The organism is Oceanobacillus sp. FSL W7-1309 (assembly GCF_038002145.1).
GTDB classification, from domain to species: Bacteria; Bacillota; Bacilli; order Bacillales; family Amphibacillaceae; genus Oceanobacillus; species Oceanobacillus profundus.
In genome coordinates, this window is record NZ_JBBOBX010000002.1 from 1,757,035 (window position 1) to 1,770,114 (window position 13,080).

General features: G+C 36.8%; 16 protein-coding genes. 2 read left to right on the forward strand and 14 right to left on the reverse strand.

Annotation, left to right across the window (positions count from 1 at the left end; translation table 11 throughout):
- The first annotated feature begins 42 nt into the window (after nt 1–42).
- Nucleotides 43–474, forward strand: coding sequence for a DUF6376 family protein (locus NST46_RS21265; protein WP_341137727.1), 432 nt, complete (start codon nt 43–45; stop codon nt 472–474).
- Between the two features lie 88 nt (nt 475–562).
- Here the strand turns inward: NST46_RS21265 and NST46_RS21270 are convergent, their stop codons facing one another.
- A complete protein-coding gene (locus tag NST46_RS21270; RefSeq protein ID WP_341137728.1) occupies nt 563–1,039 on the reverse strand; it encodes a GNAT family N-acetyltransferase in 477 nt (158 codons plus the stop codon).
- Nucleotides 1,040–1,383: 344 nt separating this feature from the next.
- On the reverse strand, nt 1,384–2,289 hold the full coding sequence (locus NST46_RS21275) for a TetR/AcrR family transcriptional regulator (RefSeq protein ID WP_095309940.1): 906 nt from the start codon (nt 2,287–2,289) through the stop codon (nt 1,384–1,386).
- 172 nt (nt 2,290–2,461) lie between these two features.
- Between NST46_RS21275 and NST46_RS21280 the strand changes: the two genes are divergently transcribed.
- Complete coding sequence (locus NST46_RS21280; RefSeq protein ID WP_341137729.1) at nt 2,462–3,994, forward strand: DHA2 family efflux MFS transporter permease subunit; 1,533 nt, start codon at nt 2,462–2,464, stop codon at nt 3,992–3,994.
- Between the two features lie 61 nt (nt 3,995–4,055).
- Here NST46_RS21280 and ade read toward each other — a convergent pair whose 3' ends face one another.
- The 12 genes from ade to NST46_RS21340 form a co-directional block, all read right to left on the reverse strand.
- Nucleotides 4,056–5,798, reverse strand: a complete 1,743-nt coding sequence (gene ade, locus NST46_RS21285; RefSeq protein ID WP_341137730.1) for an adenine deaminase — start codon at nt 5,796–5,798, stop codon at nt 4,056–4,058.
- Nucleotides 5,799–5,883: 85 nt separating this feature from the next.
- On the reverse strand, nt 5,884–6,714 hold the full coding sequence (locus NST46_RS21290; RefSeq protein WP_340003097.1) for a GNAT family N-acetyltransferase: 831 nt from the start codon (nt 6,712–6,714) through the stop codon (nt 5,884–5,886).
- Nucleotides 6,715–6,730: 16 nt separating this feature from the next.
- Nucleotides 6,731–7,219 (reverse strand): NUDIX hydrolase, encoded by a 489-nt coding sequence (locus NST46_RS21295; protein ID WP_340003096.1) that lies wholly within the window; start codon nt 7,217–7,219, stop codon nt 6,731–6,733.
- Nucleotides 7,219–7,398, reverse strand: coding sequence for a hypothetical protein (locus NST46_RS21300; RefSeq protein ID WP_341137731.1), 180 nt, complete (start codon nt 7,396–7,398; stop codon nt 7,219–7,221). The genes NST46_RS21295 and NST46_RS21300 overlap by 1 nt, the downstream gene beginning before the upstream one ends.
- Entirely contained in the window at nt 7,395–7,517 is a 123-nt protein-coding gene (locus tag NST46_RS21305; protein ID WP_303448680.1) for a hypothetical protein, read from the reverse strand. The genes NST46_RS21300 and NST46_RS21305 overlap by 4 nt, the downstream gene beginning before the upstream one ends.
- 229 nt (nt 7,518–7,746) lie before the next feature.
- Entirely contained in the window at nt 7,747–8,283 is a 537-nt protein-coding gene (locus NST46_RS21310) for a GNAT family N-acetyltransferase (RefSeq protein WP_095309952.1), read from the reverse strand.
- A gap of 28 nt (nt 8,284–8,311) precedes the next feature.
- On the reverse strand, nt 8,312–8,800 hold the full coding sequence (locus NST46_RS21315) for a GNAT family N-acetyltransferase (RefSeq protein ID WP_095309954.1): 489 nt from the start codon (nt 8,798–8,800) through the stop codon (nt 8,312–8,314).
- Between the two features lie 567 nt (nt 8,801–9,367).
- Nucleotides 9,368–10,030 carry an SIMPL domain-containing protein gene (locus NST46_RS21320; protein ID WP_303448685.1) on the reverse strand — a complete coding sequence of 221 codons (663 nt, stop codon included), beginning with the start codon at nt 10,028–10,030 and terminating at the stop codon, nt 9,368–9,370.
- A gap of 91 nt (nt 10,031–10,121) precedes the next feature.
- Entirely contained in the window at nt 10,122–10,676 is a 555-nt protein-coding gene (locus NST46_RS21325) for a DUF1273 domain-containing protein (RefSeq protein WP_341137732.1), read from the reverse strand.
- A gap of 118 nt (nt 10,677–10,794) precedes the next feature.
- Nucleotides 10,795–11,202, reverse strand: a complete 408-nt coding sequence (locus NST46_RS21330) for a spore coat protein (RefSeq protein ID WP_341137733.1) — start codon at nt 11,200–11,202, stop codon at nt 10,795–10,797.
- Nucleotides 11,203–11,320: 118 nt separating this feature from the next.
- The gene (locus tag NST46_RS21335; protein ID WP_095309968.1) at nt 11,321–12,094 is read right to left on the reverse strand and encodes an ABC transporter permease; all 774 of its coding nucleotides are present in this window, start codon (nt 12,092–12,094) and stop codon (nt 11,321–11,323) included.
- A complete protein-coding gene (locus NST46_RS21340; protein WP_251660515.1) occupies nt 12,072–13,055 on the reverse strand; it encodes an ABC transporter ATP-binding protein in 984 nt (327 codons plus the stop codon). The genes NST46_RS21335 and NST46_RS21340 overlap by 23 nt, the downstream gene beginning before the upstream one ends.
- Nucleotides 13,056–13,080 lie beyond the last annotated feature (25 nt).

Below are 13,080 nucleotides of genomic sequence, written 5' to 3' on the forward strand. Positions count from 1 at the left end.
TAGAAAATAGGCTAAAATAAATCTAGTTGAAAGGAGATTCATATGAAAAAATTAATAATGCTTTTATTAATATCGACCGTACTTTCCGGTTGTTCCTTCATTGAGGAGACGAATAATACATTGGACTATGCAACAGAGGCAACGGAGTATTTAAATGAATTGAGCAACTTTACAGAAGAGGTTCCAGGACTTGTAGATCAAGCAGTTTCCGACCCGGCAGTACAAGAAGATTTGAAAAGTCATTTCATAGCCTTAGAGGAATCCATTGCTGATTTTAATGCCATAGATGTTCCTGAACTCGCAGAAGGTCTGCATCAAAATTTCACAGAAAAAAATCAACAACTCTTGGACATTACATCAAATGTTATTCAAAATGGAGAAGTAGCTGTTGAGAAGCTAGAGGAATCGGAATTATTCCAAACGATTGAAACGATTACTGAACTCCAAAATCAAATCGAAGACCTTGGATTTTAATATATGAATCGGTTATGATGCATCGCCTGCGTTCATAGCCGGTTTATTTTTCATCTGGTCTTATGCCAAAGAAATAAAATTTCCCCAGCTAGACTATCCGCTTGATCATGGTACTAAACTCGGCCCGCTCACTTTGAAATTTAGTTTGCTCAACAAAGCCCGCTTTTTCATAAAGACGAATGGCTCGTTTATTAAAGGTAGCAACGGTTAGTCTTATATCTATTCCTTCATAGTTTTCTGCTACAAAATCAAGAATAGCTGAAAAAAACGAAAAGCCAAGCCCTTTTCCAGTAAATGCTGGCTTCATACCTAATCCCACATCTACACAAGCTTCTTGATATGCACCACGTGGATAGCCAGCAGGCACCTTAGCAGAAGCTCCAACACAGAAAAATCCTATCAACACATCGTATCGGTCAAAGACAACATAGTATTTATTTCCCGTCAATTCCATAATTGCATGACTTGTTAATACTTGATTATAGAAATTATATGGTCGTTCATATTTCCAGCAAAGAACCTCAATCGCATACGTTTCTGTCATGTTCCTTATCGTATATTGCATGTCATTTCCTCGCTTTTTCTGCGGCATGTATTATCCCAATATATACTTAATTATAACAAGGAGAATTGATGATTGTCTAAAAAATGATAGCCAGCTCTCCATTAATATTTTAGAGGCGGCCCAATTTGAACCACCTCTACAACAATTAATTATAGTTTCTTTTAGCTTTCCGATTTTTCCACAGTTTTCTAATGATTGGATAAAGAATCGGACCATATCGAATAAGTCTTCGTAGTAATCTGCTCATATGCATCTCCCTTACAGTAGTCGATTTTAATCCTATATCATTATCATTCCTTTGAATCAACATAATTAAACTAATCTAATTATTTCACATAAAGAAGTTATTTTTCCGCTTCTGCTTCTTTAATTTTTTCAATGAAAGTCCATAGCAGCTGGAAGACTTGTCGTTCATTGCCAATTACTTCTCGTTCATCAACTATTTTTGACAAAGACATGAGAACACTTTCTACTAAAAAGAGTCGTGGTTTTTCCATTTCTAATTCACCGATTAAAAATTGCAGATATTCACCTTTCTTTGTATGATTCCCTTCTCGTTTGTTTACTTCTTTAAGTAATGTCTCTAACTGAGAAATTGTTTGTATTTTTAAAGACATGATATTCTCACCTATATCTTCTGGAACGTTTGAAATCATATCCGCATGAAAAAGCACTTCCTGGGAGTGTCCTTTCACAATGGGCTTTATAGAATCGATAGCAAATTGTATCACTTTTCTTGGCGTTATTTCTTTATTCTCATTGATTTTCAAAAGATGAACGGCGTGATGGATAGTCCCCAAAAGAATGACAGCATGATCCAATGCAAAGCGTTCTGTATCCGCTCCATTAACCTCTTTTAGTCTTTTTGCAACCCATTGTAATTCCCTTCTGTGTTGCTTTCCAATGAATGCTTGTAAATCTTCATCATCCAAAAGCGATATCGAAGAAAAAAGCGCCATCATGCTATGCTTGCGATTCGTATCCATCCGAATAGCTATTTGTTCAGCTAAAACCTTCTCATCATTTATATTTTTCCCATGCGCAATCTCATTTCTTTTTTGGTTCGTTTCTTCATATACAAATTCCAATATTGCCATTAAGCATTCATTTTTTGAAGTAAAGTAATTATAAAACGTCCCCTTTGCAATTTCCGCTTCATCTAAAATATCTTGAATTGATGTTGCTACAAATCCTTTTTCAATAAACAAACGATGTGCAGCATTTATAATTTGCTTTTTCTTACGGTTCATTTAATCACCTTTTTATAATAGTCGTCTAGTTATAATATAGTCTTTTAAACTTGTTATATCAATTTTTACATAGAAAATAAATTATATACTTGATATTATTAGACTGTGAGTATAGAATATACTTTGTCCTAAATGCAGGACTATTTAATTATAGAAAGAAGGATTAGGAATAATGAGTGAAATAAATCCTATTCAACATAAACCTCCATATGGTATGATTGCAATTTTATTTATCGGCGCCTTTGTTTCCATCTTAAATGAAACCCTGTTAAATATTGCTCTGCCATCTATTATGGATGAATTTCAAGTAAATCCTACCGCTGTCCAATGGTTGTCTACAGGATACATGCTTATTAACGGAATTTTAATTCCTGCGAGTGCATTTTTTATTCAACGTTTTACGAATCGCAGTCTATTTCTGACTGCAATGACATTGTTTACGATAGGCACATTGCTTGCAAGCTTGTCTCCAACATTCGGTATACTTCTTACTGCAAGAATGATTCAAGCAGCAGGATCAGCGATGATGATGCCATTGTTAATGAATATCATGCTAACTGCCTTTCCAATCGAAAAAAGAGGTACTGCGATGGGTATCTTTGGAATGGTTATGTTTGTGGCACCAGCAATCGGGCCAACTCTTTCTGGCTGGATTGTTGAACACTACAGTTGGAGAATGCTGTTCGACATTGTATTACCTTTTGCTGTCTTCACCTTAATTTATTCCATTTTCAAACTGAAAAATATTACACCACAGCGTGATATAAAGCTCGATGTATTTTCCATTGTTTTATCTAGTTTCGGCTTTGGCGGACTATTATACGGCTTCAGTTCAGCTGGTGACAAGGGATGGGATCACCCACTTGTTTACAGCACAATTATCGTCGGTATCATAGCTTTAATTGCCTTGATACTTCGTCAGCTTCGAATGGATGACCCAATGCTCGAATTCCGGATATTCAAATATCCAATGTTCGCATTATCATCAGCAATCTCCATTGTTTTATCCATGGCAATGTTCTCTGCGATGATATTAGTACCGATTTATATTCAAACCATTCGTGGTTTTTCTCCAATGGACGCTGGATTACTCATGCTTCCTGGAGCAGTCGTAATGGGATTCATGTCCCCGATCACCGGCCGTCTTTTTGATAAATACGGAGCAAGAACGCTTGCCATTATAGGGCTAATTATTGTCGTAACAACGACCTTTTTCTTCAGTCAACTAGATATGGAAATGTCCTATGTGAGTCTCATGCTTTTATTTACTTTCCGTAGCTTTGGAATGTCTATGGTAATGATGCCAGTCATGACAAATGGATTAAATCAGTTACCCATGGAAGCAAACCCACACGGGACTGCAATGAATAATACGCTTCAACAGGTTTCTGGTGCAATTGGTGCTGCATTATTAGTTACCTTAATGAATAATCGTACAGAAGCAAAAGCACTTGAATTAACTGAAAATGCGATGGCAACAATAGATTCTAGTATAGCACAATCTAACCAAGCAATTGCAGAGGCACAGGCACAAATTATCAATGAAGCAATGCTTCATGGAATCAATTTTTCTTTCTTTGTTTCCACCATAATCGGAGCTGTAGCACTAGTTCTGGCATTCTTTATTCGTCGTGTTAAATCAGATGGTACGATTGAAAAAAGGAATGTAAAGAAAAAGGAAGCGGATAAAGCAATTGCAGGATAATAACTGATATAACAAAAAAATCCCTTGAAATTCAACTAAATTCCAAGGGATTTTTAATGCATTAAATTTCTATATCAATTAAGGAAAAGGAATCGAAATGGAATAACCCCTGATCCGTAAGCTTTAATTCAGGTATTACTGGTAAGGTTAAGAAAGATAGAGTTAGAAACAAATTAAATGATTCACTTGCACCTAACTTGCTTGTTGCAGCATTCATTTTTTGTAGCGTTTTGTAAGTATCTTCATAAGTAGTGTTAGACATCAATCCTCCAACAGGTAAAGATAAGGAAGCTAACACTTCTTTTCCATCTACAACTACTAATCCACCATTTGTTTTTAAAACTTCATCGACCGCGCGAAGCATCTCCTTATCAGATACTCCAACAACAACAATATTGTGAGAATCATGTGCCACTGAAGTAGCAATTGCCCCTTTTTGCAATCGAAATCCTTTCACAATCCCTATTCCAACATTTCCGGTACCCTTATGTCTTTCAATCACAGCCACCTTCAGATGATCAGTTTTTGCTGAAGCAACAAACAATCCATTTTCTACGTGTACACTTTCTTTTAAATGCTTCGTCACAATACTGTTCGGCATAATTTCGATAATATTACAATCAGTTGATTTAAGAGGAAGCTCTAAATCATTTTCCGTTAGCTTTTTTGTATGAAATGCGGGAAGAGAAGCCATCGTGCTTTGAATTGATCGCACCTCAGAAAATGATGCTTTATTAATTTCTCCCTTATCTACAACACACTTGCCACCCTTATATACTTGATGAATGGAGACAGACTGTAAGTCATCTAACAGCAGAAAATCTGCCTGATATCCTGATGCAACAGCTCCAATATGACGTAAACCAAAACATTCAGCAGCATTTAAGCTTGCCATCTGAATCGCAATTGCCGGGTCTAGTCCCTTTTCCATTGCAAGTCGGACAATATGATCAATGCTTCCTTGCTCTACAAGATCATCTAACAATATATCATCTGTTACAAACATACACCTTCTGGAATTTTGTGCTGTGATAATCGGAAGTAATGCCTCTAAGTCCTTGGCAACAGTACCTTCTCTTACCATTAGATACATCCCTAAATCAAGACGGGCTTTTCCTTCTTGACTGCTTACACTTTCATGATCCGTGCGAATTCCCGCAGCCATATAGACGTTTAAATCTTCCTTATCAACTCCTGCTGCATGTCCGTCAATTACTCCTCCATTCGCTTGAACCATTGCTATCTTGTTAATAATCTGTTTCTCTCCATTTTTCACAGAAGAAAAATCCATGACCTCAGCAAGACCCAGAACATTTGGATGAGCCAAAAAGGGCTGTAAACCTTTCGCATCTAATGTTGCACCATTGTTTTCAAACATAGTTGCCGGTACACTGGATGGCAAATTGATGAAAATATCCATCGGCAGATCTTCGGCGTCATTCAAAAAAAACTGGATTCCTTCTGCTCCGGCAACATTGGCAATCTCATGTGGATCCGTTATAACTGTCGTTACACCATGTTGTAGCGAAAGCTTGGAAAATTCCCGTGGAGTGAGCATCGTACTTTCGATATGAACGTGACCATCAATAAATCCTGGTACCACTGTTTTCCCACTGGCATCTATTTCTTCCATTCCGTCATACGATCCAATTCCAGCAATATAGCCATCGACAATCGCAATATCTCCATCCATCATTTCTCCTGTAAAAACATTTAGAATATCAGCATTTTTAATAACGGTATCGGCAGGAGTTCTTTTGCCAGCTACTGCTATTCTTTTTTTAATTGCTTCTGAATTGCTCATCAAAACAACTCCTATTCATGTTCTGGAAATACTTCTTTCGTCACAGCTATTTAAACCCCATCATAGCTTTTTCATTATTGAACCGTCAACTTGTACCCAACGTATAATATTCCTGCGCTTGAAATGTTCGAAAGCCACAGGATTCATATAATTTCAGCGCATTGGAATTTTTCGCTTCTACATCTAGAAATACATCGTAACCATTTCTATATTCATTCATTATTACTTGCCTTAAAGCTCTTCTTCCAATTCCTTTTCCTTGAAATTCAGGAAAAACAGCGAATCCATAAATCCAAGCTTCTGACTCTTCATGAGAAATACGTATTTTTCCAACGGACCTCTTTTCATGTTCAATGATAAAAAATCGCTGTTTATCATCTCTCCTTATCCGCTGATTATAATCAACTGCTTCGTCTTCTAAGAAATTAAAACAGCTTATATCTAATTGTATTTCTGTTTTAAAATCCTGTTCTGATAGAGAAGGTCTAACTATAACTTCTATGTCTTCATGAAGGTCCATATTCGACCACTTCATTTGATATTCTGTTGATGTATGGTCACATTTAATTGTTTTTAAAAATTCCTTTGCTGTTGCAGATGCAGCTGGTGCATTCAATAAAATCTCTCTATACTTCCGGTTTTTACAAATGGCAAGTGCTTCATCAAGCAACCTTGAAAATATACCTTTCCTACGATACGCCGGCTTAACCATTCCACATATCTCTGCTTTATTCCCAAATCCATACAAACCTAAAAATGCAATCAGTTCTTCATCTTCATAATAAAAAAAGTCATTCTTTTCGTTTGCCTCTCTATTTTGCAGCATATCCCAATTCAATTTTAACGTTATTTGATCGTCTGCTTCACAAAGATACTGAAGCGCTTTGATATCACGTAATTGTTTTGTCGTTAACATATATTCCCCCATGTTTCTAGCTTATTGGCACATATTCTTCAAGCGGAAAAACGTTATATGCTATGACGTCTTCCCCTTCATAAGCAAACCGATATTCATATGTATTTTCTTCTTCTAGCATCTGCGACAAATAATAGTGCAGATTAGCTATGCCAGTATTTTCGGGATGCAGAATCCAATCGATTTTTTTCCAGTCTAATATTCCTTCTTCAGTTTTGAATGGCGTTTGATAAGTATAATTTTTAGGCACCTCTGCAATAAATGCGTGCATGCCGCCTGAATAATGGCTCTTGTCTCCCCATGTAACCGTTCCTTTATACTGAACCACTGATAAGAGGATTCCGGTTTCCTCTCTCACTTCACGTAAAATACAATCAGTTGGCGTTTCCCCAGGTTCGATTTTCCCTCCTACACCATTCCACCTGCCCATCCAAATAGACTTTTCTCGATTTAGCATTAATAGTTCATCACCCCGTCTAATGAAACAAATGGTATATTTAAACATTATTCATTTCCCTTCATTTTGAAACCAACGAGTGCCCCTAGTGAACAGCCTGCAACATGAGCAGTGTCGATTTCTAAATAATCCATCGTCTCCAACAAAACCTTTGCAGATTCGTTAAAATAATCCACATACGCTTCCGAAACGGATTTACCATGACCACATAAATCCGGTAAAATCACCTGATATTTCCACGAAAATAAGCAGCTTGTTCCGCAAGCTCCGTTCCACCTGTCTGTAGCGCTGTATGCAGGAAAATAATCGTTTCCCCTTCCCTTGACTTTTCCGTATGTAAAATCATTTATTTCCCTCCGATTACTCAACCAGCTCCTCTCTTCCTGTTTTAGAGAGAGGAGCAGCGCTTTTTTTTCTTCTTTTTCTGTTTACCAAATCAGTGCAACCGTACCTGCAACACCTAAATTGCGATCCATGATTCAATATTCATCTGTTTCCATACAAACCAATCATTATCACATCTCACTTCTGCTTGCACAACTTCTATCGTCTATTATTACACAGAGGTTAACCATTCACTTTTCATACGCCCGTTCAGCAACCTTCTGCAACTGTTTCAAATCCGACCATCCATAAACAATTTCATGCATGAACGCACCAGCTATTTTGATTTCTAAACGATCGACAATATGCGCCCCTAATGATTCATAAAAAACCCTTGATGGATTTTCTTCAATCACCTTAACAATCATTGTAGTTATTCCTTTTTGCAGCAATTCTTCCACGACAGGTTGAATAAGCAGCTTTCCGATACCTTGCCGCTGATATGCTTTTAAAATATAAATCGCATTAAGTTCCCCTTCATACCCGTCATACATTTCTGTTCTTTCCTTTTCACCGATAGAAAAACCAACAACTTTGCCCTCAGCATTTTCCGCAACGTATACATTCTGTTCCAATGTATTACGCTCCCAAAGCATTGTTCGTTGTTCATAGGATAAACGATTTAAAAATTCGTCAGGTAAGATCCCCTTATAAGCTGTCTTCCAGCTGTCTACATGTACTTTAGCAATATCTTCTGCATCAACAATCGTTGCTTTTCTTATCATCATTGTTTCTCTCTCCCTTTAATTAGATAGGTTATTTCCCTAGACGCAATACCATTCGAACCGTATTCAACATGTGCCCCTCTAAGTTATCATCATACTCAGCTACCACTTCGAATCCTTTAGCATGATAGAAATTCATTCCAATTTGGTTATTTTTCTCCACATTCAAATGAAGTTCCCTCAAACCAAATTGGTCAATACCGGCTCTTAAAAACGCAGTACCAATTCCTGCCCCTTGATACTCCGGATATATATAAATCGCTCCTAATTCTACTCGCCCACTTTCAGGAACTTGAAAAAAATTAGCAAACCCTACTATTCGGTGATTTATCTCAGCAACAAAAAAGGTAGTGTTTTTTAGACGCCATTTTAAATTTTGCTTACTGTAAACAGTTTTTAGGAAGCGCTCTTGAATATCCATAGGAATAATCCCTTCGTAAGTGGCACTCCAGCTTGTTTTCGCAACGTCTTGCACCTGCTTCATATCTCGCTTTTTCATTTTGCGAATCAAATAATCCATAAAACTCATCCTTTTGAACACTCTTTTTAATTATTGCTTAATTCGAATAGTTTCTAACATTATATCATCAATTAATTTAAAAAGGAGTAGGCAATCACAATTTTTTACATACAAAAAGCATTGCAGCTGTTTGCAATGCTTTAATCTATTAACGATTTTTCTTTATTTTTTATTCCCTTTTTCCAAATGCTTTTCCGTTACCTATTACCTCTGCAGAGAAAGGAAGTTCATATCGTCTATGTATCTCAAAATACCTATTATTGGGAATGTTTATTAGAATCATCTGTAAATGCATTACTATATGCTATTTTCTCTATTAATGTAAATAAAGTATTAACTCCGAATCAGAACTCATTAAAAGAGATAATAGCTTATACCCGGGATGAAGTCACTCCAAAGGAAAAAGCCACTACATACAACCTGGAAGATTCAGAAATTGTTCAGCTTTATGACTATTATATCTTGATGCAGATCTGTACTATGGATAGAAATCAATTTCATAAAGATATTATAAACTACCTGTGAAAGCAGCTAAACAAGGGACGTTCGTTCAGTCCCTTGTTTTACTTAGTAATGAAATCGAGCTTCCACAACAGCCCTAATACCAACCTCACCAGGTTCAATTGGTGTAGAAAAGCTTTCTGCTGAAACTGCCATTGTTTTGAATGTAGCAGGCGTTTCTGAGACTTCTTCCGTTATTTTGATTGGTGTAAGATCAAGGTCTACTTGCAAGCTTTCCGCGATCGTACTAGCTTTTGCTTGTGCATTCTCCAGTGCTTGGATAAGTGCTTGCTGGTAATAGTTTTCTACATTCGTAACTGAAAATTGAATGGATGATACCCGATTTACACCGTTTTGTACTGCAGTATCAATAACTGTTCCAACCTCAGAAATCGGACTAATACGAACCGTAATCTGATTTGTAACCTCATAGCCGCGTAATAACTGCTCACCATCTACAAAATCATACCTAGGGAATATTTGATATGAAGTTGTACGGATATTTTCCCTTGGTATACCTAAATCTACTAACGACTGAATAACTTGATTCATTGTTTGCGCATTGTCCTGTTGAGCCTTACTTAACGATTCATCCTCTGTAATAACAGCAAGCTGAATACTCGCTATATCGGGTTCAACCGAAACTCTACCATTTCCAGTCACTATAAGCATACGATCTTGTTGCCTGGAAACAGGCTGTCTGTATGGAGGTCCATACGAATAATACATCCTTATCCCGCCCCTCATTATCTTTAGCTTCCATAGATAATATGCAAAGGAAAGGGAAAAGATTAAATTTAATTAAATTGACTATCAATGCTTACTCCCAATAGTTAGGATCAGACATTCGAATCTCCTCTACAGCATCATCTAAATCTGCTGGTGTAATCGTAAAAATAGGATAATCCTTATTTGCGTTTTTTGCTGCTTCATAAAAGAATCGATTGCTTCCTGGATATTCTTCATCCATTAAAAGGAGACAGCCATCACTCTTGTCCACAAACCACATATTTTTGGCCTTGAATTGATAAGGTCCTTTATAATCTCCTTGATAAATTGGTTTATAAAAATCTGCAATCATCATTAATTCTTGGTATTTTTCTTTTATAGAATCGGGCCAACGGTTATCCTGATTTTCAAATGGAGGAAAGACACCAATATTAATATCATACATCTCCTTCAATTCGAACACTAAATCTGCTGTCCATAATTCAACACCCATTTGTCCAGAAATTAATACCCATTCCAGGCCTTCTTCAATAAAGCCGATTAGCCTTTTTTCAATTGCTGCTTTTATAAAAGTAATACGTGGATCATCTTCTTTAAAAATATTTAATTCCATTGGTTTGTATCCAGATACGGTTAAAATCTTCATATGTACGAACACCTCATTTAAATACCTTCTTTACACTTATTAATAGGATAGTTACTTTCCTTCCAATTTGTCAAAAGGAAAAGCTGGCAACATATAATTTGCCAGCCCTTTTCTTTCGTTAGCACCATTTTTGTGGCTTTTTACAATTATGGTTTCCATGCCCATATCCTGGTGACATAGATCCTGCTACTTGGCCTCCTTGGCCATATCCCGGTGACATAGCTCCCGCAACTTGGCCTCCTTGACCATATCCTGGTGACATAGCTCCTGCTACTTGTCCCGGACCGCCCGGAACTTGGAAAGATCCACCGTATGCATCAACACTATTTGTTGTATTTTGAAAAGATGTTGAGTGCGGGAAGAAATGATTATTTTTAACTAAATGATGGTTTGTAACAGTTGTATGAGAAGGATGCACATGGTTAACTGTACTTTGTGAGAAAGTATCAACACAATTATACTTTGTCGGATGTACAATTGTTTTACAAGAATTACAACCACAATGACGTCCATGACGATGTCTCATTGAATAATCCCCTTTCTATTATTGGTTCACTTCTAACCTATGTTAGTTAATCGCGGATTGTATGAGACATGTACCTATTTCCTGAAATTTTTCTAAGAAAACGCCTTTTCTGTTACTACTAATAATGTGCCATTAATCCTTTCTTCATCGCAACTCGTTCACAATATAAGAATACCCCAATGCCTATTGCAAAATAAAAAAGTGCATTAAATCCTAATATCATAAAATCTCCGACTTGAAGCTGGTTAAATGCTGCCCCATGGATCATCACTTCGCGAACCATGTCAATCCCTTGCACAAAAGGTAAGAAAGCGAGAACTGGTGACACGGATAAGGGAATAAAGGTTAGTGCCATTAAAATAAATTGCAGGATTTGTAAGAATGCTTGAACCTGCTTTAGAATAATGGATATTCCTGCGATAATGAATCCTACACCAAACATACTAATCACGGTAAGCAATAAAATTGGAGCTATCGTTATCACATCGATATTCAGCCATTGTCCCGCAGTTGCCATCGACAAATATAATAGCACAATCACAATAACTAAATTTATGAACGTCGTGGAAATTAGCCGTACCGTCATAATACGCCACATTCCCATCGGTGACATCGAGAGCTGCTCCAACGTCCCTTTCATCGCCTCATTAATAATTTCATAGCCAATACTATTGATAACCATAAAGGATAAAAACCAGAAAATATAATTTACAATCGCATATTGGATGTTGCTATCCTGTGTACTTGGATCGCCAATTAGCTGAATTCCAGCAAACATTCCGACAAAAATAATGTAAAAGGTAAGCAGCATCGCAATTGTATTTGGTAAATAGCGCTTTAATTCAATATATTCCTTTTTTGTATTTGCTTTAAGAAGATTGAGCCAACGCATCCTGCTTTTCCCCCTTTACAATTTTCATAAAGATTTGTTCAAAATTAATGGTTTTTCGATCAATTGCCTCTACAGGTGTATTATTCAATTTGAGCACATCGAATAAATCATAAATTCCTTCACTTTTTGCTAATTCGATATTTAAAATGGATTGATAAGTATCTTGTTGATAGTCATGTTGTGGAAATTTTTGTAGAAGTAATTGTTGTTGCTGACTGTTCAAAATGTCACCAAGTGTAATGGTGTAGGCGCGAATCTCAAATAATTTCAATAGGTTTTCTACTCGATCATCTGTTACAATTTTCCCTTGATTAATAATCACTGTGCGCTCACAAATATCCTGAATAACATCCATATCATGCGAGCTAATAATAATGGTTCGATTGTAATCCCGAACAATCGCCTTTAAAATTTCTCGTACCTCATAGCCTGTTTCAACATCCAATCCAAGAGTCGGCTCATCCAATAAAATAACATCACTTTCGGCCAGCATTGCCACTGCTATTGCCAGCTTTTGCTGCATTCCTCTAGAAAGTCGATTAACAAGTTCATTTTCCTTACCCTTTAAATTGAATTTTAGTAACAGATCCTCAACTTGATCAATGACGTCCTTCCGCGACATTCCCCGATTTCCTGCAAAGTACTCCAAATTCTCCCTGACAGTCAAACGCCAGTATAGATTGCGATTCCCTTCAAGCACTGCACTGATATGCCGTAATGCTTTCAGCCGTTTCTCCTTATTATCAATTCCATTAATCCGAATCATACCTGAATCAGGTATCAGCAATCCGCAGATCATTTTAATTGTCGTCGTTTTTCCCGCTCCATTTGGACCTAGCAAGCCTAGAATTTCACCTCGATTTACTTTAAAAGAGATATCACTGACCGCGTGTACATATTCTTTTGATCTTCTTTTCCTGTACGTTTTCCTAAGATTCTGAACTTCGATAATCGATTCCATTTATTTCATCCTTTCTTCAATCTAT